Genomic DNA, 24,119 nt, shown 5'->3' on the forward strand with positions numbered 1-24,119 from the left:
TCACCCGCCGCGGTAGGCCCGCTCTACGGTCTGCACCACCGTGTTGCCGCGGGTGTCGCGGGCTTCGGTGCGCAGCCACACGTCACCGGACACCTTCGGCGCGGCCACCGACCACCTGCCGGTGTCCAAGGCCTTGGTCGACAGGTCGGTCCACGTGGTGCCGTCGGTGGAGTACGCGATCCGCAGCCACAGCACCGGCCCCGCGCCGCGCGCCCCGGTGTGCGAGGCCGCCGCCACCTCGAACGTGTCGCCGGTCAGCGTGTTCGTGGCGTCCAGCGGCAACCGGTGGTCCACCTGGATCAGCGGTTGGAACGAGCACCGGTCGCCGGCCTGGCAGGAGAAGCCGATCGGCGGCGGGCTGTCCGACCGCGCCGAGGTGAAGGTCCAGGTCGTGGCCACGCGCCGGGCGTGGGCGAACAGCAGGGTGCTGGGCGCGCCGAGCTTGCCCGCGCCGGCCATCGCGTCCACGACCTCCAGCCGGTACTTGGCGCTGCCCGGGTCCAGCGGGAACCGGGGGAAGCGGGCGAACGGATCCTCCACCGGCGCGATCTCCCGCTCGCCCTGGAACAACCGGGCCGTGGTGGTCGCGAAGTACTTCGAGTTGTCCTGTGGGCTGACGTAGTGCTCGCCGTCGGTCCACTGGAGGGCGGGGGTGAACAGGTCGCCCTCCCGGCAGTGCGAGCACAGCACCCGCCACCGCCCCGCCGCCCCGGGCAGCCGCGCCGGGTGGTCGGCCGGGAGCTCCACGGCCGCCGACCGCACGGGGGCGCGGAACCAGTGCTCGTCGGGGCGGACCGCGCGTCCCGGCCGGTAGACGGTGAACTGGTTCATCGACAGCGAGGCCTGCGTGCCGGCGGAGACGTTGGTGACCCGCTTCCACACGGTCTGGTCGTCGGCCGGGCCGGTGTACTCGGTCCACGTGCCGGCCGCCGGGATGCGCGCGCCCTGCACGAACTGGGTCTTCCACAGCTCCTCGGGGAAGGCGAACCAGGTCTTCTGCGCGGTGAGCCCCGGCTGGTCGGCGTGGTAGGTGGTCTTCGTGGCCACCAGGTCCCCGGGCGCGAACCGGCGGACGTGGTCGCCGGGGATCCCGTTGCGGTCGACCACGGAGAGGTTGAACATCGCCTCGGGCGCGGGCCGGACGGTCACGACCACCTCGCCTGGGCCGGTGCGCAGCGCCTCGCCCTCGGCCCGGGACAGTGAGAACACCGGCAGCGGCTGGTTGCGCAGCGGTCCGACCGGGAGAGCGCCGGGCACGTCGACGTAGGCCACGACCGCCGCCGCGCCGGCCTGTGCCGCCGTGCGCGCCGCGCTCGTCACGGCCTGGGTGACCGCCGCGACCGGGTCGGTTGTGCCGGTCGGCGCGGGCACCCGCACCAGCACGGCCTTGCCGCGGATGTCCTCGCCGGCGGCGACGGTGAGCCGGTGTTCGCCCGGCCAGGTGGCGGTCACCGACCCGACGTCGTAGGCGGGGGAGAAGCGGGTGCCGTCGGAGGCGGTGAAGTCCACGGCGGTCGTGCCGAGCACGGCGTAGTCCTGCAACGAGATCGCACCGGTCTTCGTCGCCGGCGCGGGCGTCACGCGGACCTCCCAGTCCGTGGTGCCGGCGCTGAGACCGACCTCGGCCGTGGTGCCGGACCGCTGCGCGGTCGCGGGCAGGACGCGGCGCAGCGCGACGGTCCGGTCCCGCTGGTCGGTGCGCGTGGTCGTGCCCAGGGCCACCGGGACGGCGGCGCGGGCGTCGAGGGTGACGGTGGTCGGTCCATCGACGCGGATCTCGGCGGCGCTGAGCCCGGTCCAGCGCCGGGACGTCAGGCCGGTCTCGGTCGCCCAGCCCAGCGCCGAGTAGGCGCCCCGGGGCAGCATCACGCGGCCGGCGCCCTCGACCAGGTCGACCCGGTGCTCCACCTCGTCGAGGAACGGGTCGTTGTGGTTGGTCGCGCCCAGGGTGTCGTCGAGGAGGTGGACGGCGGCGCGCTGGGCGGGCGCGCCGGTCGAGTCGAGCACCCGCACGGACACCGGGACCAGCGGCGCGGGGTGGTAGGTGCTGACCGGGGTGCGGACGGTGCCGCCGCCGGGGGTGGTGGCGACGAGGGTGCCGCCGTAGACGCCGAACGGCCCCTCGTCGGGGTCCACGGCCACGGTCGCGTCCCCGGTCGACCCGGCGGGCACGGTCACGGCGGTCGCGCCCAGCCGCACGCTGTCGGCGTCGGGTTTGCTGCCGTCCCACGACTGCACGCCCAGCGCCAGGTCGGCCCGCACGGTCGAGTCGCCGTCGTTGCGGAAGGTCACCGTGCGGCGGGTCGGCTCGGTGCCCTCGACCCGGCCGAAGCTCGCCGACGCCGGGCCGGTCTCGCGCTGGGTGACCGCCCGTGCCACGTCGAGTCGGCCCGCGCCCTGCTCGTACCACTTGTGCCCGACGTCCTTGGCGGTCGAGGCGAGGGTGTCCTTGAGGGCCTGGCCGGTCCAGTCCGGGTGTTGCTGGGCCAGCAGGGCCGCCGCGCCGGTGACGTGCGGGGTGGCCATCGAGGTGCCCGAGGCGGCCGTGTGGTGGTCGTCCACGGGTGTGCCGAGGGAGGTGCCGGCGGCGCGTGCGGCCACGATGTCCACGCCGGGCGCGACGATCTCGGGTTTGACCAGGGCGTCGCGCAGGCGCGGGCCACGGCTGCTGAACCAGGCCAGCTTGTCGTCACGGTCCACGGCGCCCACGGTCAGGGCGCGCGCGGCGGCGCCGGGCGTGGTGACGGTCCGGTCGCCGGAGCCGGAGTTGCCCGCCGCCACTACGAACAGCGTGCCGGTGCGCTCGGACAGCGTGTCCACCAGCTCGCTCAGCGGGTCCGAGCCATCGGTGACGCCCGCGCCGAGGCTGAGGTTCACCACGTCCGCGCCCTGCGCCACGGCCCACTCGATACCGGCCATGACCTGCGACTCGTCCCCCGAGCCGTCCCGGTCGAACACCTTGGCCGACAACAGGGTCGCGCCGGGCGCGACACCCCGGTACCGGCCGCCGGAGGACGCGCCCGTGCCGGCGATGGTGGAGGCGACGTGCGTGCCGTGGCCGTGCCGGTCGACGGTGTCGCCGTCCGCGGTGAAGTCGGCCGCGGCGGCGACCCGCCCCGCGAGGTCGGGGTGCTCGGCGTCGACGCCGGTGTCGACCACCGCCACCTTCACCCCGCTGCCGTCCAGGCCCAGCCGCCACGCGGCGGGCGCGCCGACCTGGGCGGTGCTGCGGTCCAGCAGCGGCGTGACCTTGCGGTCCAACGACAGCTTGGCCACGCCGGCGTCGCCGTCCTTGAGCGACTGCCAGACCTCCGGGGCGTTCGCCTTCGGCACCCGCGCGCCGACCGCGCCCGAGAGTCTGGTGTGGACGGTCAGCTCCAGCGGGCGGCCGTCGGGCTCCGCGATCACCGGGATGGCCGGGGTCTCGCGGTCGCCGCGCCCGTCGGCGGCCAGGGCGGTGATGTCGAACAGCGCGGGGTCCAGCGTGCCCGCGTCGATCAGGGGCAGCGCGTCGGAGGGCTGGACGAACACGCCCCGCTCGGTCGTGGTGGTGAGGAACGCCGGCTGCGACCCGTCGACGCGGGGCGCGGGCTCGACCCGGGCGGTCGCCGGGTCGCCCTCGTGGACCACGACGTCGCCGGTGATCAGGGTGATGCGCTCGGTGGTCGTGGCGGCGGCGGGTTCGGCGGTCGTCGCGCCGGCGCCCGGTGGGGCGCCGGCGGGCAGGAGCGCGGCGACGACCAGGGCCACGGCGGACGTCGCGCGGCGGCGACCCGGCGTGGTGTGGCGGCAACCGGACATGGTGTCCTCCTCGGCTGGCAGGGAATCCGAGGATGGGTCGCCGGTCGCGTCCGGGGAACGGTTGTGGGCGGCGGCAAGTCGCCGCCGGCGACTCGCCGCCACACGCCACGGGCCCCGGCCGCAGCTCGCGCGGTCGGGGCCCTCGGCATCCGGTCCTCGTGCGGCCCGCCGGGACCGGACGTGCCTAGTTCAGCTCACCCGGGGTGGCGACGTGCAGGTCGAAGTCCACCCGGTTCTGGTCGGTGTCGGTGCTCAGCACGTCCCGCGCGGAGGAGACGTACATCAGCGGGTCGACGTTGAGGTTGGTCATCGGCCGCGCGGGCTGGCCCTCGCGGGCGGCGGTGGTCGGGATGGCGCTGGAGAACGCCACGCCGTCGACCTTCGCCCCGGTGGCGGTGAAGATCGCGACGCCGCCGTTGTCGGGGATGTCGACGGTCTTCGGGTCGAGCGGCACCTGGGTCACCCAGCCGGGCGCGGTCCCGCTGAAGTTCTCGCCGGCCAGCAGCAGCAGGTCGCCCTGCTGACCGCGGGCCTCCAGGGTGATGCCCTCGGGGAACGACACGGTCTGGTACTGGCCGTTGGCCTGGTAGATCCGGATCTCGAAGTCCTCCGCGAGGGAGATCGGCCGCGTGGAGAGGTTGCGGATCTCGATGAACTCGTCCCGCTCACCGTTGGGTCCGCGGGTGGCCACCTCGTTGACCACCAGGGACGAGGACACCATCGGCGTGACGCCCTCGGTGTCCTCCGGTGCGGCTTGGGCGAAGCCGGTGGCCACCGCGGCGGCGACCACCGCACACACGGCGGCAACGGTCAGGATACGACGCATGACATTCCTTCCAGAACTGTTCTGCGTATTTCGGGAATCTCCGGGACCTCTGCGGCGGATTCTCGGTCTCGTTCCCCGTGGCACTCTCAGTGTTGGTTGTCGTTGCGTTCCCGGGAAGGGGGCCAAACCCGGTGGCGGTGGTCGGCGGCCGGTCGCGCGGCCTGTTCCCGGCGGACTCTTCGGGTGAATGCCGCCGCGCGTTCCAGTTCGTGGGCGGGCACCTCCAGGACCCGGCTGAGCCAGCGCCGCCAGTACGGCCCGGGAATGCGTTTGCCGCGTTCCCACCGCGCCACCTCGTCGCGGGTGAGGCTGCAATTGCCCGAGGCCGCGGTCAGCCGCGCGGCCAGTCCGTACTGGCTCAGGCCACGACCGTGGCGCAGTTTCGGCAGGATGTCGCTGATCGGTTCGACGTTCCACGTCCTATCGCTTTCAGGCACGACGAGGCCTTCCTCCCGCGACGGACCCGCGTGCGCGCCACTGCGGGGCGCGCCGTGGCGGACGTCGGCGGGGCGTTCGGTTGTCGGCGGTAGGCGCGCGCCGGTGGGCCGGGCGGGTCAGGCCCCGTGCGGAGCGCAGGTGAAATCGACCAGGTTGTGGTCGGTGTCCGTGCTGGACCCGTCGCGGGACGGCGCTGTCCCGTCGTCGCAGGCGAGGGCGGCCTCGCGCTCCCGGCACGGCGACCCGGTCGCGGTGGCGACGCGGTCGACCGGCGAGCCGCGCCGGTCCAGCAGCGCCACCCCGTCACCCGCCACCCCGGGCACCGCGACCCCCGACCGCGGGTGGTCCAGCCCCGCGATCAGCAGGTGGGCGCCCGGCGGCAGGGCGGTGCCCGCGCCCAGCTCCACCAGGACGGTCCGCGACGAGCCCGAGCACGACACCACCGACCACCCGGCCAGGTCCACCTCCCTCGACGAGGGGTTGTGCAGGTCCACGTACCCGGACCCGCCCGCGGTCGACAGCGCGTGCACTCGAACGGGCGGGCTGCCCGGCCCGACGACCGCCGCGCACACCAGCGGCACCACGACGATCCGACGACTGACGGTAATCACCGCTCCTATTCTGGTGTGCTTTCCGTGACCGCGCAGGGGGCCAGAGCGGCTTTCCCGCCGGCGACGATTCACAGCGGCCCGGACGTGATTGTTCCGCTGATCGGGCGATCCTTCCGCGCGAGTTCCGTGAATGGCCGACCGTGAATTGCGTGATGAACGTCTCGCGGTGGTGCGCCGGGGCTGGGCATCTCGTCACGGGGAACGCTCGACCAACGGCCCTGCCGGGTGAGGACCTAAGGCCGCGTCGGCGGTCGGGTGGGGCGTTCCAGCGTCGGGGTGGCTTTCAGCGCCAGGGAGGTGCCCGATGCGTGCACGTGATGTCATGACCACCGCCCGTCCTCGGCGTGGACCCGGACGCCCCGATCGGCGTCATCGCGCGGATCATGGTGGCGGACCGCGTGCGCTGGGTGCCCGTTGTGGACGGTGCTGAACTGGTCGGCGTGGTCACCAGGCGGGACGTCGTCCGCATCTTGGCCCGTGGCGCCGAATCGGACCGCACGACTTTGATCAACCCCTGACAAAAGATCCGCCGGTCACCGGGCCTTCGCGTGGCCCAGCGTCTCAAGTGGGACATCTGCCAGAAAGGTGCCCGTAACATCTTGACGGCGTCGTTGTTATCGTTCACAGTTCGCGTGGCGCATCCAGACGCACCGCTGGTTGGACCCCCTGTCGCCCCATATCCCTGTATTCCTGCCCGGATAGTGACGCTCGGTTGTTGTTAGCGCTAACAGAAAAGTTGCGAGAGTCATTGCCCGTGCGTGGGGCGTCGGCGTCCGCGCCGCTGCGGCCCGCCCAGGTCGGCGGACCCGAGTGATGAAAGGAACGATGCTATGTCGGTTGGGTTTGCGCGCACCGCGAGGTGGCGTCGCAGGTGGCGGTCGGGGTTGGCCGCCGTGGCGGTCGCCGCGGTGACCGGCGGGGTGCTCACAGTGGCCCAGGCGCCGGCGTCGGCGGCCACGGTGGACACCACCGCCTGGTACGTGCTGGTGAACCGCAGCAGCGGCAAGGCGCTCGACGTCAACGGCGCGTCCACCGCCGACGGCGCCAACATCATCCAGTGGACCCGCACGAACGCCAACAACCAGCAGTTCCAGTTCGTCGACGCCGGTGGCGGCTACTACCGGCTGCGTGCCCGGCACTCCAACAAGGTCCTCGACGTCACCAACTTCTCGTCGGCCGACGGCGCGCGGATCCAGCAGTGGACGGACCTCAACGGCACCAACCAGCAGTTCCGCCTCGTCGACTCCGACGGCGGCTACGTCCGACTGCTCAACCGCAACAGCGGCAAGGCCGTCGAGGTGCAGGGCGCCTCGTCCGCAGACGGCGCCGCCGTCGTGCAGTGGGGCGACTGGAACGGCAACAACCAGCAGTGGCAACTGGTCCGGGTCGGCGGGGGCACCGGCACGTGCACGCTGCCGTCGACCTACCGCTGGACGTCGACCGGCCCGCTGGCCAACCCGAAGGCCGGATGGGTCTCGCTCAAGGACTTCACCTCGGTCGTCCACAACGGCAAGAACCTCGTCTACGCCACCACGCACGACACCGGCGATGCCTGGAAGTCGACCAGCTTCAGCCCGTTCACGAACTGGTCTGACATGGCGAGCGCCACCCAGAACTCGATGCCCTTCAACGCCGTCGCGCCGACCCTGATCTACTTCGCCCCGAAGAACATCTGGGTGCTCGCCTACCAGTGGGGCTGGCCGGACACCTTCTCCTACCGCACTTCGACCGATCCCACCAACCCCAACAGCTGGTCCGCGCAGCAGACCCTGTTCACGGGCACCCTCCCCCAGGGGGCACCCCTCGACCAGACCCTCATCGCCGACGACCAGAACATGTACATGTTCTTCGCCGACGACCTCGGCAACATCTTCCGCGCCAGCATGCCCCTCGGGAACTTCCCGGGCAGCTTCGGCGCCGGCTACACGAAGATCATGAGCGACACGCCGGAAAGGCTGTTCGAGGCGGTCGAGGTCTACAAGGTCAAGGACCAGAACCAGTACCTCATGATCGTCGAGGCGCAGAGCTCGAGCGGACGCTACTTCCGCTCCTTCACCTCCAGCAGCCTCAACGGCACCTGGACCCCGCAGGCCGACACCGTGACCAACCCGTTCGCGGGCAAGGCCAACAGCGGCGCCACCTGGACCAACGACATCAGCCACGGCGACATCGTGCGCACCAACCCCGACCAGACCAAGACCATCGACCCCTGCAACATGCAGCTCCTCTACCAGGGACGTGACCCCCGCTCGGACGGCATGGACTACGGCCTCCTGCCCTACAAGCCGGGTGTGCTGACCCTGCAACGCTGAGACGCGAGTCAGGACAGAGCCGGCACGGGCGGGCTCGGCGCGGTGCCGAGCCCGCCCCCGCGCGTTCAGACCCTGGTCTGGTACTCGCGGGCCACGTCGACCAGGAGCTGGTGCATGGCCAGTTCGGCGGGGGCGCGGAGCCGGTCCTGGCGGTGCGCCAACAGGACGCGGCGGGCGGGCACGTCCGTGCCGAGGGCCAGGACGCGGACGTCCGGGTTCGGGTTGCGGACCGCGGTCCGCGGCGCGAGGGCGACTCCCAACCCGACGCTGACCATAGCCTGCGCCTCCTGGTAGTCGTTGGCCTCGAACGCGATCTTCGGGGTGAACCCGGCCGCGCGGCAGCTGCGTTCGAGCACCTCGGCCACGGGGTGGTCGTGGGCGCGGACGATCCAGTCCTCGTCGGCCAGTTCGGACATGGTGGTGAACCGCTTGCGGGCCAGCCGGTGGTCGGCGGCGACGATGAGCACGGTGGGATCGTCCAGCAGCGGGGTCAGGGAGATGTCCTCGACGTCGACCCGGTTCCACGCGTAGTCCCACAGCAGCGCGATGCCGACCGTGCCGTTCTCCAGCAGCTCGACGAGCTCGTCGAACCGGGTGCTGCGCACGTCCAGGCGGAGATCGGGGTACTGGCGGCGGAACCGGCTGACGACTTCGGGCAGCAGGGCGCTGGCGACGGTCGGGAACACGCCCAGGGCGATGGTGCCGCGGCGCAGCCCCGCGAGTTCGGCCAGGTCGGCCTCGGCGGCGCTGAGCCTGCGGAGGATCTGACGGGCGTGGCCTGCCAGCACCGCCCCCGCCTCGGTCGGGCGGACACCCCGGGCCTGCCGGTGCAGCAGGGGTTGGCCGGCTTCCACTTCGAGCCGGCGCAGCTGCTGCGAGACCGCGGACGCGGTGTAGCCGAGCTGTTCCGCGGCGGCGGTCATCGACCCCGTGTCCACCACGGCGGCGAGCAGCGCCAAGCGTCGGACGTCCAGCATGGCACTCCTCGTGCGAAAAATTCCGATGCCGTCAGTTCACCGATCGGTGACTTCCGTGCAGTCTAGCTTCACGCTCGGCCCAAACCGGTAGCTGCGCACCTGTCCCGAGGGCCAGATCGAGGGGCGCGTGATGGGCCATTTGAGCGTGAAGCACTGCTTCATGGGTATCTAGTTTTCCGTCATTGTGTTCACGCTGGACGCGGGGCACGGTGGCCGCCATGCGAGAGATACCGGCGACCTGGATGCGTGGTGGCACGAGCAAGTGCTGGGTGTTCGAGCGCGACGTGCTCACGGTGCCCGGCCGCACCGTCGACGAGGTGCTGCTGCGCCTGTACGGAAGTCCCGACCCGCGCCAGGTCGACGGCGTCGGCGGGGCGACCTCCACCACCAGCAAGGCCGTCGTGCTCACCCGCGGCGAGCGGCCGGACGTGGACGTCGACTACACGTTCGCCCAGATCGGCATCGCCGACGATCGGGTGGACTGGACGAGCAACTGCGGCAACTGCTCGGCGGTCGTCGGGCCCTACGCGCTGCGGCGCGGCTGGGTGGCGCCCACCGGCGACGTGACCACGGTGCGGATCAACAACACCAACACCGGTCAGTTGATCGTCGTCGACGTGCCGACGCCCGCGGGCCGCGTGACCGAGCAGGGCGCGGACCGCATCCCCGGTGTGGCCCAGCCCGGACTCGGGGTGCACCTGTGGTTCGTCGAACCGGCCGGCCGGACCACCGGGGCGTTGCTGCCCACGGGCAACGCGGTCGACACCGTGGACGGGGTGCGCGTCACGCTGCTGGACGCCGGCGCGCCCGTCGTCCTGGTCCCCGCCGACGAGGTCGGCGCGGACGGCGAGGCGTCCCCGGCCGCGCTCGACGCCCGCGCGGACTTGCTCGCGCGGCTCGACCGTGTCCGCCGGGTCGCGGCGGTCCGCATGGGTCTCGCCGCCGACCCCGCCGACGCCGCCCGGGCCACCCCGAAGCTCGCCCTGGTCAGCGCGGGCCGTCCCGGACGTTCGGACGTGACCGTGCGGATGCTGTCGATGGGCCGGACCCACCCCGCGCTGGCCATCACCGGCAGCGTCGCGCTCACCGCCGCCGCCCACACGACGGGTACGGTGCTGTCCGAGTTCACCGCCGGCGGACTGGAGGTGCTGCGCCTGGACACTCCGGCCGGAGTCGTGACCACCCGCGCGGGGACCCGGGACGGGCGGTTCGCGATCGGGGTCACCCGGACCACGCGTCGCATCGGCGACGCGACGCTCGTGCTGCCCGACGACGAGCCGCTCGAGCCCACGCCCACGACCCTGGCCGCGTCGTCGGCCGCCTGACCCCCGCAGAGGACAATGATGTCATCACATGTGATCGCGATCCTGGTCCTGGCCGGCATGTTCGCCGTGGCCACCGTGCTGCCCATCAACATCGGCATCCTCGCGCTGGTCGCGTCGTTCCTGGTCGGCACGCTAGTGTTCGGCCTGGAGGACAAGGAGATCTTCGAGGGATTCCCGGTCTCCCTGTTCATCACCGTCGTCGGAGTCACCTACCTGTTCTCCGTCGCCAAGCTGAACGGCACCATCGACTTGTTGGTGCAGGGCGGGATCAAGCTCGTGCGGGGCCGCGCGATCCTCGTGCCGTGGGTGCTGTTCGCCGTCGCGGCCACCCTGACCGCGCTGGGCACCTTCACCCCGGCGGCCGTCGCGCTGCTGGTGCCGATCGGGATGAGCTTCGCCTTCACCTACCGCATCAGCCCGCTGATGATCGGCATGATGGTGATCTGCGGCGCCCACGCCGGCGCGTTCTCCCCGATGGCGGTGTCCGGCGCGCTCGTGTACGGGATCGTGCTGAAGTCCGGTCTGACGATCTCCCACGCCGCGTTGTTCTTCGCCAGCATGGGCTTCAACCTCCTGCTCGCCGCCGGCACCTACGTGCTGCTGCGCCGGCGTGGTGAGGAGAGCTTCGTCGAGCACCCCGACGACACCGCGACCGGCGGCGCGTCCAGCGGTGGTGGGCCGGCCCGCGGCGTGTCCGGTGGGGGCGGGGTCGCCACCGCGCTCAAGCCCAAGACGGCCACGGTGACCTGGCACCAGCGCGCCACGCTCGCCGCGCTGGTCGTGCTCGTGGTCGGCGCACTGGCCTTCCACCTCCAGATCGGCTTCCTGGCGCTGGCCGCCGGCGCCGTGCTGGCCGTGCTCGACCGCGAGAACCTGGGCAAGGCCGTCGACGGCATCAGCTGGCCGACGATCCTGCTGGTCGCGGGCATGGTGACCTACGTGGGCGTGCTGGAGCACTCCGGCACCATCGACTGGGTCGCCCACGGCGCGGTCGGCCTGGGCGCCCCGCTGCTGGTGGCGCTCGTGCTGTGCGTCCTGGTCGGCGTCACCTCGGCGTTCGCCTCGTCGACGGCGATCCTCACCGCCACCATCCCGATGGCGATCCCGTTGCTGCTCACCGGCTCCCTGCCGGTCGTCGGGGTCGTCGCCGCGATGGCCATCTCCACCACCATCGTGGACGTCTCACCGTTCTCCACCAACGGGGCACTGGTCCTGGCCAACGCCCGCGGCGTCGACCGCACCCGCTTCTACCGCCAGGTCATCTCCTACACCTGCGTGATCGTCGCCCTCGGGCCGGTCGCGGCGTGGGCGGCGCTCGTCCTACCGGGGTCGTTCTGAGCCGGTCACGGCCGGGGTCGGACCGCTAGTCCCGGGTTGCCCGACGGCGTGAAGCTCGCCCACGCCGTCGGGTCGCCCGTGTGGTAGATCGTCGCCTTCGGGCTTTCCGCGAAGACGTCGGCCTCCTGCCTCGGTGGCGTGGCACCCAAGTACACCTCGGTGAGGGCCGGGTTGCCGCGGATCGCGCCCGGCCCGAGCCGGGTGACGCTCGGGATGACCACTGTGGTCAGGTTCGGGTTGTTGGTGATGGCGTTGTGCCAGACCGCGGTCAGGCGGGGTGCGTGCAGCAGGCGCAGGTTGGCGAAGCCGGTGACCGCGTTCTTGTCCATCTCGGTGAGGGCGGGCAGGCGCAGGCTGACGAGCTTGTGGTTCAGGTCGAAGCAGTTGATGCCCAGGTACTCCAGTTCGGGCAGGTTGACCGCGACCAGCTCGTGGCTGTCGTTCAACGCGTTGCGGCCGAGCCGACGCAGGTGCGGTGCCGTGAAGTACTGGAGGCGGGAGGCGTCGTCGAACGCGAAGTCGTCGACCTGGGTGGCGTTCGGCAGGTTCACCTTGACCAGGTACTGGTTGCGGCGGAAGGCGTCGTGCGCGATCGTCACGGCGCTGGGCAGGTACAGGACGCTCAGCTTGGCGTAGGGGCCGTGGCCGAACGCCATGACGCCGATCGACCGGGCACCGCGCAGGCTCACCTCGCCGAAGTTGTGGTTGCTGAACGCGCCGTCCGGCACGGAGTCCAGGTCGTCCAGGACGAGCTGCTTGACCCAGGTGTCCCACCAGCCGTTGTGCCACAGGTACGGGAACTTCCCGCCGCGGGCCTGCTGACCCGCGCACGGCAGCCCGGAAGCGGGGGTGCACTCGCGTCCACCTTGGATACTGCGCAGGTTGTAGACGTGGAGCCGGGTGAGGGTGGTCAGGCCCAGGTCGCGGTGGACGTTCTGGAGCGCGGCGAGGTCACCGTCGGAGAGCGCCGTGCCGCCGATGAGGTACAGCGCGATCCCGGTGGCCTTGGCCAGGTCCGGTTTGCGTTCGGCCAGGCGGGCTTTGAGGGCGTTGGCGGTGACGTCGTACTGGAACGCCACGGTTCCCGCGGGCAGTCGGTGGTCGCCGGGCTTGCTCGGCCGGTAGCTGTAGCCGTCGGCGCGGCTGAGGTCGGGGTCGTTGGCGAACACCGGGTCCGGGCCGGGATCGGCGGTCCGGTCCTCGCGAGGCTGCGACGATGTGGTCGTGGTGGTGACCGTGGTGGTGGTCGTCGTCGTGGTGGTCGGTGCGGCGACGGGGGAGTCGCGGGTGGTGTCGACGGCGGCGGCTGGGGGCTGCGGGGAGTTCCCGCCCGCGGTGAGGACGACCGCTCCGGCGCCCGCGACGGCGAGAACGATTACCACGGCGAGGATGATGTGTCGCTTCATAGCGGATGTGAACGCTAACATCCAGTGGTCGTGTCAACAAGGTCGACTTCGTCCCAGGAGAACCGCATGAACCGCCCCCAGCGCTACGGCATGGTGATCCGGTTGCGCCCCGAGCGCCGCGAGGAGTACCTGCGGCTGCACTCGGCCGTGTGGCCGGCTGTCGAGAAGACGTTGCTCGACGCCAACGTGCGCAACTTCTCCATCTTCCTGCACGGTGACCTGCTGTTCGGCTACTACGAGTACATCGGCGAGGACCACGACGCCGACCAGGTCCGCATCGCCGCCGACCCGGAAACCCAGCGGTGGTGGACCTTCACCGACCCGTGCCAGGAGTCGCTGGCCCCGGAGGGTTCCGGCCACTGGTGGGCCCCGATGCGGGAAGTCTGGCACCTGGACGACCCCGCTTCCTGACCGGACCCTCGCCGAGCCGACTCTCGCCGAACCGAGCCGACCCCCAACGAGCCGAGCACGAAGGCGGGGCACCCAGGAGAACCCCGGGTGCCGCGCCCCCTCCGGTCAGCTCACCCGGGAACCCCGGTGCCGCGCCCCTCCGGTCAGCTCACCCGGACGATCTGCCACTGCTGGCCGGCCGCGCCCGTGTCGGTGGTCTGCACGATTCCGGCTCCCGCCGCCGTGGATGACCCGGACACCGCGAGAACCTTGCCGCTGTTGACGTTCCTCAACTTGCTGTACCCGTTCCCGGCGTCGACCAGCTGCCAGCGCTGGTTGGCGCTGTCACGGTCGGCCCACTGCACGACGGCCGCGTTGTCCGCCGTGGAAGCTTCGTAGACGTCGATCAGCTTCCCACTGCGCCGGCTGGAGATCTCGAACGCGCCTCCGCTCACGGGCTCGAACCTCCAGTTCTGGTTGTCGGCGTTGCCATAAGCCCACTGGATGAGCCGAGCACCGTCCGAAGTGGACCCGGAGGTCACGTCCACGGCCAGCCCGCTGTTCCGGTTCACGATCTTGTAGTAACCGTTGCGCGCGAAGCCCACGCTGGAGAAGGCGTCCAGCGCGCACACGGACCCGGTGGCCGCCGGGTTCTTCGTGCCCTTGCACACGACCTTGATCGTGTGCGACCCGACAGGCAGATCCGTCTTGCGGAACAGCACGACCTGCTTCGTCACGGAAGCCGCGTAGGCGTCGATGTCGGCCTGCACGAGCGTGCCGTCGACGTAGACGTCCACCTTGCCCATGTTGGGTTGCGTCATGCCGAGGTACTGGACGCCGGTGCCCGTGAACGTGTACTCGGCGGAAGCGCCCGCCTGGACGGTGTAGCTCTCGGAGCCGTGGAAGTCCCGGCTGTCGGTCCAGTTGTTCCACGCGCCCGCGTACCGCACGGCGGCGTTCTTGTCGTCGACGTGGGTCCACTGCTGCCGCACGACCGACGCCGACTCCGGGGACCGGTTGCCCTGGGCGTCCACGACATAGAGCTTGTAGTCGCCGGGCGTCTCGGGGATGGCGATGGTGGTCGCGGTGCCGCTCGTCCTGGTCATCGTCGGGCCTGGGGTGAAGCTGGTCGTGCCGGACGGGGCCAGCCAGACCGTCTTGGTCGCGTCTCCGGCGGTCCTGATCGGGATCGACGACGCGCCGGTGTCGTTGAAGGTCGAGGCGGGCAGCACCCGGTTCGGGGCGGACGCGCCGCCGGGCGCGAGGTCCCGGTACGCCGGTTCCAGGCCGGAGTCCACGGTGATCCGGTAGGCCGCCGACGGCCAGACCTTGTCCGGGTACACGCGCACGTCCTCGATGGTGCTGCTCGGGACGTTCTTGTTCGCGATCTCGCCGACCGTGCCGTAGGTGTTGGTGATGCGCAGGTCGTGCTGGCGGCCCCAGGTGCCCGAGTTGATCGCGTAGGCCACATCGGGGGAGATGTCCAGCACGTTGTCATGGTGGTTGATGTACGCCGAGCCCTCGTCGGGGTGGATCCCGTACTTGTGCCCGGCGGGAACGCCCTGGAAGTAGTTGTTGCTGATGGTGGAGGTGGGCTGGCTTCCGAGCGTGTAGATGGGGGCCGAGTCGCCGAGGCGCTGCATGACGTCGACGATGTGGTTGTAGCTGACGTTGTTGTTCCTGGCCGTGGTGGTCGGCGTGTTCGGCACGATGGAGTTCGTGGAACCGTCGAAGTTCCACCAACCCCACCCGACCGTGATGCCGTTCCACGGCGCCTTCTCGATCAGGTTGTGCTGCACCGAGAGCGTGTCGACGAAGTAGGCCGACACGGCGCTGCTGCCGTTGAACAGCACCGCGCTGTCGTGCAGGTAGTTGTTCTTGATCTCGATGTTCTTGGAGACGCCCTCGACCGAGGCGGGGTACTTCTCGTTGTTCGTGGTGGTGTGGTCGCCGATGTAGATGTGCTGCGGGTGCCCGACGTTGACGGCCGACCCGGCGATGTCGTCGGTGCGGTTGCCGATCAACTTCGTGTCCCGGACGTCGTTGTTCAGCGTGATGCCGTCCGCGCCGGTGTGCTGCACCTTGTTGCGCTCCAGCACGATGCCGTGCGCGTTCTCCAGCTGCACGGCTCCCGGCGGCAGCTCGATGTTGCGGTAGAAGTAGGCGTGGAAGTTCTTCTTCCCGTAGAACCGGTCGCCGCCGTTGCCCTGCTGGGCCTGCTTGAAGGACGAACCGGCGACGTCGAACAGGTTCCAGTCCGAGTGCCGGACCGTGATGCCGCTGAAGGTCAGGTCGTGGACGTGGCTTGACGTGGAGGTCCCGGCGATCTTGAGCACGGTGGACACGTTGTTCGGCGCCCAGACCGACGCGGTCGCCATGTCCTCGGTGTCGGCCTTGTAGTAGTAGAGCGTCTGGTTGGCGCGATCGAAGTGGAACTCGCCCGGGGTGTCCAGGAACTCGCGGGCGTTCATGATCTTCTGGGTGCCGGTGGACTGGAAGTCGCCGTTGTACGCGCCCTGGGCGATGGCCGCGCCGGGCTGCTGGAACAGTGCGACGCGGTTGGCGCCATCGGGGGTCGTGGTGATCTGCCGGACGCCCACGATGGCCGTGGTCCAGGTCGTGGCCGTCTCGATCTCGACGTCGCCCTGGTTCGCCGCGATGGCGGGCACGTCGGACAGGGCGTACCGGGACCCGTCGCATTCCGACCCGGACTCCCACGCCCAGGGCGCCTGCCCGGCGGTGACGGTGTAGGTGCCCTGGCAGCCGAGGGAGGTGACCGTCTTGGCGGCCATGTGTGCGCGCTTGTCGTTGACGTAGAGCGCGCGCAGCTTGTTGGGGCGGCTGAGCGGGGCCTTCCAGACGTTCCCGCTGTGCTGGGTCCACCCGGTCACCCGGACGCCGCCGTCGAGGACCGGCGTCTCACCGGGGTGGGCGGAATAGATCACGCGGTGACCGTTCGTTCCCGAATCGATCGTTCCGAATTCGATCGTGCTGGTCACCGGGTAGGTCCCGCCGCGCAGGTACACCTGGATGTCGCCGGTCATGCTCGTGTTGACCGTGCGGACGACGTCCCGCGCGCGCTGCACCGTCCGGAACGGGGCGGTGATCGTCCCGGCGTTGGTGTCGCTGCCGGACGGGGACACGTAGTAGGTCGCCTGGGTCGCGGCTGCCGCGGGCTGCGCGGGACCGGCGAGCGCGAGCGCGGACAACGTCAGGGCCAGGGACGCCGACAGCGTTCGCCGGGCCGGGAGGGGGGAGACCACGCCGGTTCCTCTCGTCGATCTTCGTCGATCGGACAGCCGTCGAAACATAAGACGTATGACGTCCGATGTCAACGGTAGGCCCGAGAGTCGGGGCAGCTGGGGGGTGCGTGAACCTGTGGCGCGACAGGCAGCGTCCACAGTGGACCGCACCGGGGGTGCGAGTGCGGTCGCTGGCACCGTAGCGCAACTTTTTCGGGGTCGGCAAGAGTCGTTCGGGTGCTGTCCACCATTCGCCAGGCCGCAGTTGTTATCGCTCACATGATCGGATGCCGACTTGTGCCAGCCAAGCGAGACAAGCGCTCAAACGGGGCTTGGGCATTGACCCGATGACTGTTAGCGTTAACGCACTCCACCTCGCCCACGGCGCCCAGTGCGCCGTGTCGAGCGCGCCTGAACCTTCGAGTCCGCAAAGGACACACACCCGAACACCGCCGATTGGGAGTGATCACCATCGAGACTTCACGCGTTGACCGGACGGACGCCTTGGCGTGGCCGGTGCATCAGGTGCGGAAACGTCGTGCTGGAAGCCGAAGTGTTCTTCGTGGCGTCCTGGGCGTCGGTTTGCTCGCGGGGTCCCTGGTGGTGGGAGCGCCGTCAGCGAGCGCCGCGAACCCGATCATCCCGGACCGCTTCGTGGCGGACCCGTCCGCGCACGTGTTCAACGGGCGGGTGCACCTCTACCTGACCGACGACCAGACCAACAGCGGCACCTATTGGGACTCCAAGTCGTGGCGGTCCTACTCGTCGTCGAACCTGGTGGACTGGACCGACCACGGCGACATCTTCTCGATCTCGGGCTTCTCCTGGGCGAGCCGGTACGCGTGGGCGCCGGGCGCTACCGAGCGGAACGGCCGCTACTACCTCTACCTGCCCGTGGACCGGACCAAGATCGGTGTGGCGGTCTCGTCGTCGCCGACCGGTCCGTTCACCGACGCGCGGGGCAGCGCGCTGGTGGACAAGGCGCGGGACACCAACGTGGGTGACGAGCCCATCGACCCGATGATCTTCACCGACGACGACGGCTCGTCCTACATGTACTTCGGCACCCGTGTCCCGAAGGTGGTGCGGTTGGGCGCGGACATGACGTCCACGGCCGGGCCGATCACCAACGTCGGCCTGACCGGCGCGACCAAGTACGGCGAGGCGCCGCACCTGCACAAGGTCGGCGGCACCTACTACTTCTCGTACTCGACCGGCTGGCCGGGCCAGATCCACTACGCCACCGGCACGTCACCCCTCGGCCCCTTCACCTACCGCGGTGTGCTGCTGGACTACGTCAACGTCAACACCAACCACCACTCGCTCTTCGAGTACCAGGGGCAGTGGTACGTCGCCTACCACAAGAACGCGCTCGAAGGCGGCAGCGGCTACAAGAGGTCGGTCGTGATGGACAAGGTCTTCCACAACCCCGACGGCACGATCCGCACGGTGGTGCAGACCGCGGGCGGTGTGGGTCCGTTCGCCACCTACACCGCGCAGCACAGCGGTCTGCGCCTGGACACCTCGGGGTCGGCGGTCCAACAGGCGACCGCGTCGACCGCGGAGTCCCAGCACTGGCAGCTGCGCGCGAAGCCGGGCGGCTACGTCGAGGTGATCAACCGGGCCTCCGGGTCGTGCCTGGACGTCTCCGGCAGTTCGACCGCGAACGGCGCGAACGTGGTGCAGTGGCGTTGCCACGGCGGCACCAACCAGCAGTGGACCGTGCGCACCATCGACTCGACCACCGTGTCACTGGTCAACCGCGCCAGCGGCAAGTGCCTCGACGTCCCCTCCGCCGCCACCGCCACCGGGACCCGGCTCATCCAGTGGACCTGCACCGGCAGCGCGAACCAGCGTTGGCGCCAGACGTCCGTGTGACGAATCGCCTGGGGGAAACCGCCATTGCACATGATTCCCGATGAAGGGCGCGATCGTGGACATCACCAGGCGACAGCTCGGCCGGCTCGCCGCGGTCGGCACCGGGGCGCTCGCCCTGCCCGGCCTGCTGCCACCGGGCCTCGCGGCGGCCTCGTTCACCTCGGCGACGTGGGGTGACCAGGGCGACGGAACCTACGCCAACCCGATCATCCCGGCCGACCTCAGCGACTGGGACTGCATCCGGGTCGGCACCGACTACTACGGCATCACCAGCACGTTCGGGTACTCGCCCGGCATGGCCGTCCTGCACTCCAAGGACCTGGTCAACTGGCGGACGATCGGCAGCGCGGTCGACGACGTCACCCGCATCGGGCCGGAGCTGAACTGGGACCGGATGAACCGCTACGGCCGGGGCGTGTGGGCCGGGTCCATCCGCCACCACGCCGGGCGGTACTGGGTGTACTTCAACACGCCCGACGAGGGCTTCTTCATGACGTCGGCCCCGTCGCCGACCGGTCCGTGGGAGCCGCTGCACTCCCTGTGGCGTACCACCGGGTGGAACGACGTGTGCCCGTTCTGGGACGACGACGGCCAGGGCTACCTGGTCACCACGCACTATGCGGACGCCTACAAGGTGCACGTGTTCAAGCTGTCCGCGGACGGCAAGTCGCTGGTGGGTCCGTCGACGGTCATCCACCAGTCGCGGGGCAGCGAGGCCAACAAGCTCTACAAGATCGACGGCACCTACTACCACCTGTTCAGCGAGGTGAAGTCCGAGGGCCGCGTGGTCATGATGAACCGCGGCCCCAGCCTCTACGGCCCGTTCGAGACCAGGCAGTTGCAGCACGTCTCGCCCTCGGTGGACCGCGAACCCAACCAGGGCGGGCTGGTGCAGGCGCCGGACGGCGGATGGCACTGGGTGACCCACCACGGCACCGGCAAGTGGGAGGGCCGCGTGCTGTCCCTGCTGCCGGTGACCTGGGTGGACGGCTGGCCGATCCTGGGCGAGGTCGGCGCGGACGGCATCGGGAACGCGGTGTGGACGGGCCGGGTGCCCGCCGGCGGCACGCCCGGCCTGCCGGTCGACGCGCTGCCCCCGGTGGTGACCAGCGACCTGTTCACCGACACCCGCCTCAAACCGCAGTGGGAGTGGCACTACCAGCCGCGCGCGGACCGGTGGTCGCTGACCGAACGCCCCGGTTTCCTGCGGTTGAAGGCGTTCGCGCCGCTGGTGGCCGACAACCTGACCAAGGCCGGGAACACGCTCACCCAACGCGTGCTGCGCACGGCGGGCGGCGCGACGGTCACGGTCCGCCTCGAACTGGCCGGTCTCGCGGACGGCCAGCACGCCGGGTTGTGCCACTACGCGGCGACCTACGCCGGGTTGGGCGTCCGGCGTTCGGGGACCACGACCACGATCGCGCACAACGTCGGCGGCAGCGTGACCACCGGCCCGGTGATCACGCAGAACGCGGTGTGGATCCGCACCACCTGGGACGTCAACGGGGTGAGCCGGTTCTCCTACAGCCTCGACGGGAGCACGTTCACCGCGTTCGGCGGCACCTACCAGCTCACGTGGGGCGGTTACCGCGGTGACCGGGTCGGCCTCTACACCTACAACCCCAACGGCACCGGCTACGTCGACTTCGACTCGGTGCAGTACACCATCGCACCCACCCGGGCATACAAGTGCGTCAGCGTGCGCAGTGGCAAGGTCGCCGACGTCTCCGGTGGGTCGAAAGCGGACGGGGCCGCTGTGATCCAGTGGCCCGACACCGGCGGAACCAACCAGAAGTGGACCTTCCAGTCCACAGTGGACGGCTACTGCACCATCACGTGCTTGCCCAGTGGCAAGGTGCTCGACGTGGCGGGGTCGTCGTTGGCGGACGGCGCGTGGGTCGTGCAGGCCACCGGTGATGGCCGGGCGAGCCAGCAGTGGCAGTTGCGCCCGCAACCCGGTGGCGTGTTCACCGTGGTCAACCGCCACAGCGGCAAGGTCCTCGACGTGAGCGGGGGCAGCACCGCCGACGGTGTCGCGCTGATCCAGTACCGCGACACCGGCGGAACCAACCAGCGGTGGACCTTCCACCGCGTCACCTCATAGGAGCGGTGACCGACATTGGCACACACATCCGGAGTGACCCGCCGGGGTTTCCTGGCGGCCACCGGCATCGCGGCGGCATCGGCCGCGGTGCCGGGCCTGACCGGGCACTCGGCGGCTTTCGCCGACACCCAGACCGACCTGGCGAACCTGGTCAACCTGCGGTTCGGCATGTTCAACCACTTCAACCTCGGCACGTTCACCAACGAGGAGTGGGCGGCGGGCGGCCAGAGCCCGCTGAAATTCGCGCCGCCGTCCGTGGACTGCGCGCAGTGGGCGGCAGCCGCTGCCGCCGCGAAGATGAGCTACGGCGTGCTCACCACCAAGCACCACGACGGGTTCTCCTTGTGGCCCACGGCGTTCGGCACCCAGAACGTGGCCTACTCGGGCTACAAGCAGGACGTCGTGCGCCAGTACGTCGACGCGTTCCGCGCCCGCGGCCTGCGGGTCGGGCTGTACTACTCGGTGTGGGACCGCACGCACACCGTCCAGGCGTACGGCGGCTACCACGTCAAGGATCCGTACGAGGCCATCGAGCCGGGTGACATGAGAGTGGTGCTCGGCCAGATCCGCGAACTGCTGACGAACTACGGCACCATCGACGTGTTCATCACCGACGGCTACGCCTGGCAGATGGGTCAGCAGCAGATCTCCTACCAGGAAGTGCGCAACCTGGTGAAGTCGCTGCAACCGAACTGCGTGCTGGTCGACCACGGTGCCCTGGTGCAGCCGTGGCTCGGCGACGCGATCTACTTCGAGGCCCCGCTGGGCATCCGGGCGCCGGCGGGGAACACGTTCGCGGGCATGCAGGGCGAGACGATCAGCCGGGGCTGGTTCTGGCACCCGCACACGGCGACGGAGGCGCCGCGCAGCGTCGACGCGATAGTGGCCGACCTCAGGGACCTGGAGCCCAAGTACACCTCGTACCTGCTGAACTGCCCACCCAACCGGAACGGCCGGCTCGACACCAACATCGTCGACCGGCTCGCGCAGGTCGGCGCGGCCTGGAGCCCGAACCCGTCACGCCCGCCGCTGCCGGCCCAGCCGCTGCGGGTCGAGTGGCCGGTGAACGCGGTGGCGGCCTACGCGTCCTCCTACAACCCCGGGGAGTTCGCGTACCACGCGATCGACAACCGCAGCGACCGCGACTTCGAGACGTGCTGGTCGACTTGGGGCGGGGGCCGCACGCTGCCGCAGACCATCACCATCGACCTGGGCGGGGTGTGGAGCAACGTCTCCACGCTGGAATACCTGCCGAAGCAGTGGAACCGCACGAATTCGACCGATGGGGACATCACCGCGGCCACCATCGCCACCAGCACCGACGGCGTCACCTTCACCACGGTGGCCACCGTGAACTGGGCGGCGAACGCGCGGCTCAAGCTCGCCGAGTGGGCCAACCGCGACGTCGGCTTCGTGCGCATCACCGTCACCGCCGCTTCGGGTGGGTACGCCAACATCAACGGCGTGCACATCGGGGGCCGCAGCGCCCGTCCCCAGCTGGTCTCGCGGTTCCCGGTGGCGAACACGGTCTACCGCATCGAGTCCCGGAACAGCGGGAAGGTGCTCGACGTGCGGTCGGGCGGCACGGCGAACAACACCCCGGTGGCGCAGTGGCAGTGGCTGAACCACCCGTGGCAGAAGTGGACCTTCATCTCCACCGGGGACGGCTACTTCAAGATCCGCGACCAGAACAGCGGCAAGCTGCTGGAGGTCGGCGGCCGGAACCGGTTCAACGGCGGGACCATGAACATCTGGGGCGACGCCAACGTCCACCAGCAGCACTGGGCCGTGACACCGACCGGTGACGGGCACTACCTGCTCACCAACCGGCTCAGCCAACGGGTGCTGGAGGTCCCCGACGCGTCCACCGCGAACGGCACCGTCCTCGACCAGTGGGACCACAACGGTGGCGGCCACCAGCAGTGGCGGCTGATCCCGTCCTGACGGACCCGGACACGCGAAGAGGGGGTGGGCACAGCGCCCACCCCCTCTTCGCGTTCGGTCAGCTCGTCACGGTGAAGGTGGCGTCGCTGCGGGCGATCGACGTGGTGATCGGGTCGAGCCTCAGCTGGTAGGCGTAGTGGCGGAGGTAGCGGTCGGGGTGGTTGTAGGACTGGAAGGAGGCCGACGACGACGATGCCAACCCAGCCACCTGGCGGAAGGTCGCGTCCGCCGCGAACTGGGCCGTGCCGTCATAAGGTGCGAGCACGAAGTCGTAGTTGATGTGCCGGAGGTAGTAGCCGGGGTAGTTGACCGACTGGATCGACACGGCCGAGGAGTCGGCCAGGCCGGGCACGATCCGGAACTGGGAGTCCTGGATCGGGCTCACGCCGGCGTCGATGCGCACGTCGAAGTCGGCGTGCCGGATGTAGCGGTCCGGGAAGTTGAAGGACTGGAGGCGGTTGATCGGCCGGGACACGCCGTACTTGCCCAGGACGCGGCTCTCCTCGGCGGCCGTGAGGCTCATGATGCCGCCGTGGCGCTTGCGGTTGGTGCCGACCGAGTAGTCCGACACGGTCCGGAAGTTGCTGGTGCTGCCGAGGTTGGTGGACGTGATCGGCATGTACCCGCGGCCGGTCTTGAACTGGTCCAGCCACAGCGCCCACTCGGTGCGCCCGTTGAACGGCATCCACATCGGACCCTCGACGACGTTGCCGCCGGTGGCGCCGTTGGAGATGCCCATGTGCGACAGGTCGCCGATCCGCGTCCACGAACCGAGGAGCGAGTTGGCGGCCTCGATGGTGATCTGTCCGTCGGCGGAGGCCCGGTAGTAGCGGAAGCCGCCGACGCTGGTGGGCGACTCGACGATCTGGGTGTCGATGATGTTCTGCCCGCCGGGCCGGTCGATGTAGAGCTGCGGAGCGCTGAACGTCACGAAGTCCCGCGTCCGCACGTAGTAGATCCGGTGCTTCTTGACGCCGTTGAGGGTCGTGTTCGTCGCCCAGTAGAGGATGTAGTCACCGCTGGCCGGGTCGTAGATCGCTTCGGGCGCCCACGCGCTGCCCGCGCCCGTGATGGAGCCGGCCACGTTGAGCATCCGGGGCGCGGACCAGTTCACCAGGTCCCTGGACTCCCAGACGACCAGCGAGGTGCTGCCGCGGTGGACCGCGTCGTCCCACGACCCGCCACTGGCGATGCGCAGGTCGGTCGCGACGATCCAGTACCGGTCACCGCTGGGGGAGCGGACGATCGCGGGGTCGCGCACGCCCTTGGTGCCCACAGTGGACAGCAGCACCGGGGCGCCCTGGTTCAGGTCGGTCCAGTGCAGGCCGTCCTTGCTGTGCGCGAAGTAGATCTGCTCCCCGATCGCGGTCTCACCGGTGAAGTGCACCATGAGGTAGCCGGTGGACGGGTCGGCGGCCGACGCCCGGTCCACGGCGACCAGGACGTGGGCGGTGAGCAACAGCAACGCCGTGAGCAGGGTCGCACCTATGCGCGACAGGGTTCGTTGCACGGTCTTTCTCCTCCGAT

16 protein-coding genes are annotated in these 24,119 nt (G+C 70.2%); 8 read left to right on the forward strand and 8 right to left on the reverse strand.

Features of this window, described 5'->3' with window-relative positions:
• From WBN91_RS12005 to WBN91_RS12020, 4 genes are all read right to left on the reverse strand, one after another.
• Nucleotides 1-3,801 carry a S8 family serine peptidase gene (locus WBN91_RS12005; RefSeq protein ID WP_337724031.1) on the reverse strand — a complete coding sequence of 1,267 codons (3,801 nt, stop codon included), beginning with the start codon at nucleotides 3,799-3,801 and terminating at the stop codon, nucleotides 1-3.
• A gap of 184 nt (nucleotides 3,802-3,985) precedes the next feature.
• Nucleotides 3,986-4,627 carry a lamin tail domain-containing protein gene (locus WBN91_RS12010; RefSeq protein ID WP_337724030.1) on the reverse strand — a complete coding sequence of 214 codons (642 nt, stop codon included), beginning with the start codon at nucleotides 4,625-4,627 and terminating at the stop codon, nucleotides 3,986-3,988.
• An 86-nt stretch (nucleotides 4,628-4,713) separates the two neighbouring features.
• Entirely contained in the window at nucleotides 4,714-5,064 is a 351-nt protein-coding gene (locus WBN91_RS12015; RefSeq protein ID WP_337724029.1) for a helix-turn-helix domain-containing protein, read from the reverse strand.
• A 117-nt stretch (nucleotides 5,065-5,181) separates the two neighbouring features.
• Complete coding sequence (locus WBN91_RS12020) at nucleotides 5,182-5,676, reverse strand: lamin tail domain-containing protein (protein ID WP_337724028.1); 495 nt, start codon at nucleotides 5,674-5,676, stop codon at nucleotides 5,182-5,184.
• Between the two features lie 344 nt (nucleotides 5,677-6,020).
• On the opposite strand from WBN91_RS12020, the gene WBN91_RS12025 reads away from it, so the two are divergent.
• Nucleotides 6,021-6,194: a CBS domain-containing protein gene (locus WBN91_RS12025; RefSeq protein WP_337724027.1), complete on the forward strand. Its 174-nt coding sequence runs from the start codon at nucleotides 6,021-6,023 to the stop codon at nucleotides 6,192-6,194.
• A 312-nt stretch (nucleotides 6,195-6,506) separates the two neighbouring features.
• Nucleotides 6,507-7,988 carry a non-reducing end alpha-L-arabinofuranosidase family hydrolase gene (locus WBN91_RS12030; RefSeq protein ID WP_337724026.1) on the forward strand — a complete coding sequence of 494 codons (1,482 nt, stop codon included), beginning with the start codon at nucleotides 6,507-6,509 and terminating at the stop codon, nucleotides 7,986-7,988.
• Nucleotides 7,989-8,053: 65 nt separating this feature from the next.
• Here WBN91_RS12030 and WBN91_RS12035 read toward each other — a convergent pair whose 3' ends face one another.
• On the reverse strand, nucleotides 8,054-8,965 hold the full coding sequence (locus tag WBN91_RS12035) for a LysR family transcriptional regulator (protein ID WP_337724024.1): 912 nt from the start codon (nucleotides 8,963-8,965) through the stop codon (nucleotides 8,054-8,056).
• 218 nt (nucleotides 8,966-9,183) lie between these two features.
• Between WBN91_RS12035 and WBN91_RS12040 the strand changes: the two genes are divergently transcribed.
• Both WBN91_RS12040 and WBN91_RS12045 read left to right on the forward strand, forming a co-directional pair.
• On the forward strand, nucleotides 9,184-10,290 hold the full coding sequence (locus WBN91_RS12040; protein WP_337724023.1) for a PrpF domain-containing protein: 1,107 nt from the start codon (nucleotides 9,184-9,186) through the stop codon (nucleotides 10,288-10,290).
• Nucleotides 10,291-10,308: 18 nt separating this feature from the next.
• Nucleotides 10,309-11,628: an SLC13 family permease gene (locus tag WBN91_RS12045; protein ID WP_337724022.1), complete on the forward strand. Its 1,320-nt coding sequence runs from the start codon at nucleotides 10,309-10,311 to the stop codon at nucleotides 11,626-11,628.
• A gap of 5 nt (nucleotides 11,629-11,633) precedes the next feature.
• On the opposite strand, the gene WBN91_RS12050 is transcribed toward WBN91_RS12045, so the two are convergent.
• On the reverse strand, nucleotides 11,634-13,010 hold the full coding sequence (locus WBN91_RS12050; protein ID WP_337724020.1) for a leucine-rich repeat protein: 1,377 nt from the start codon (nucleotides 13,008-13,010) through the stop codon (nucleotides 11,634-11,636).
• A 90-nt stretch (nucleotides 13,011-13,100) separates the two neighbouring features.
• On the opposite strand from WBN91_RS12050, the gene WBN91_RS12055 reads away from it, so the two are divergent.
• Entirely contained in the window at nucleotides 13,101-13,445 is a 345-nt protein-coding gene (locus WBN91_RS12055) for an L-rhamnose mutarotase (protein ID WP_337724019.1), read from the forward strand.
• A 143-nt stretch (nucleotides 13,446-13,588) separates the two neighbouring features.
• Here the strand turns inward: WBN91_RS12055 and WBN91_RS12060 are convergent, their stop codons facing one another.
• Nucleotides 13,589-16,687, reverse strand: a complete 3,099-nt coding sequence (locus WBN91_RS12060; protein WP_337724018.1) for an RICIN domain-containing protein — start codon at nucleotides 16,685-16,687, stop codon at nucleotides 13,589-13,591.
• Nucleotides 16,688-17,269: 582 nt separating this feature from the next.
• Here WBN91_RS12060 and WBN91_RS12065 point away from each other — a divergent pair.
• From WBN91_RS12065 to WBN91_RS12075, 3 genes are read left to right on the forward strand one after another with little or no spacing between them, the layout of a single operon-like run.
• Nucleotides 17,270-18,544 (forward strand): RICIN domain-containing protein, encoded by a 1,275-nt coding sequence (locus WBN91_RS12065; RefSeq protein ID WP_337724017.1) that lies wholly within the window; start codon nucleotides 17,270-17,272, stop codon nucleotides 18,542-18,544.
• A 40-nt stretch (nucleotides 18,545-18,584) separates the two neighbouring features.
• Entirely contained in the window at nucleotides 18,585-20,648 is a 2,064-nt protein-coding gene (locus tag WBN91_RS12070) for a family 43 glycosylhydrolase (protein WP_337724016.1), read from the forward strand.
• Nucleotides 20,649-20,681: 33 nt separating this feature from the next.
• Entirely contained in the window at nucleotides 20,682-22,592 is a 1,911-nt protein-coding gene (locus WBN91_RS12075; RefSeq protein WP_337724014.1) for an alpha-L-fucosidase, read from the forward strand.
• A gap of 58 nt (nucleotides 22,593-22,650) precedes the next feature.
• On the opposite strand, the gene WBN91_RS12080 is transcribed toward WBN91_RS12075, so the two are convergent.
• Complete coding sequence (locus tag WBN91_RS12080) at nucleotides 22,651-24,102, reverse strand: glycoside hydrolase family 43 protein (protein ID WP_337724013.1); 1,452 nt, start codon at nucleotides 24,100-24,102, stop codon at nucleotides 22,651-22,653.
• Nucleotides 24,103-24,119 lie beyond the last annotated feature (17 nt).

It is taken from the genome of Saccharothrix sp. CCNWYY140 (assembly GCF_037401995.1).
Lineage (GTDB): Bacteria > Actinomycetota > Actinomycetes > Mycobacteriales > Pseudonocardiaceae > Actinosynnema.

Excerpts from the sequence above, each read along its gene's own strand:
- WBN91_RS12005 (WP_337724031.1), bottom strand. The coding sequence starts at position 3,801 with ATGTCCGGTTGCCGCCACACCACGCCGGGTCGCCGCCGCGCGACGTCC.
- WBN91_RS12010 (WP_337724030.1), bottom strand. The coding sequence starts at position 4,627 with ATGCGTCGTATCCTGACCGTTGCCGCCGTGTGTGCGGTGGTCGCCGCC.
- WBN91_RS12030 (WP_337724026.1), top strand. The coding sequence starts at position 6,507 with ATGTCGGTTGGGTTTGCGCGCACCGCGAGGTGGCGTCGCAGGTGGCGG.
- WBN91_RS12035 (WP_337724024.1), bottom strand. The coding sequence starts at position 8,965 with ATGCTGGACGTCCGACGCTTGGCGCTGCTCGCCGCCGTGGTGGACACG.
- WBN91_RS12040 (WP_337724023.1), top strand. The coding sequence starts at position 9,184 with ATGCGAGAGATACCGGCGACCTGGATGCGTGGTGGCACGAGCAAGTGC.
- WBN91_RS12045 (WP_337724022.1), top strand. The coding sequence starts at position 10,309 with ATGTCATCACATGTGATCGCGATCCTGGTCCTGGCCGGCATGTTCGCC.
- WBN91_RS12055 (WP_337724019.1), top strand. The coding sequence starts at position 13,101 with ATGAACCGCCCCCAGCGCTACGGCATGGTGATCCGGTTGCGCCCCGAG.
- WBN91_RS12070 (WP_337724016.1), top strand. The coding sequence starts at position 18,585 with ATGAAGGGCGCGATCGTGGACATCACCAGGCGACAGCTCGGCCGGCTC.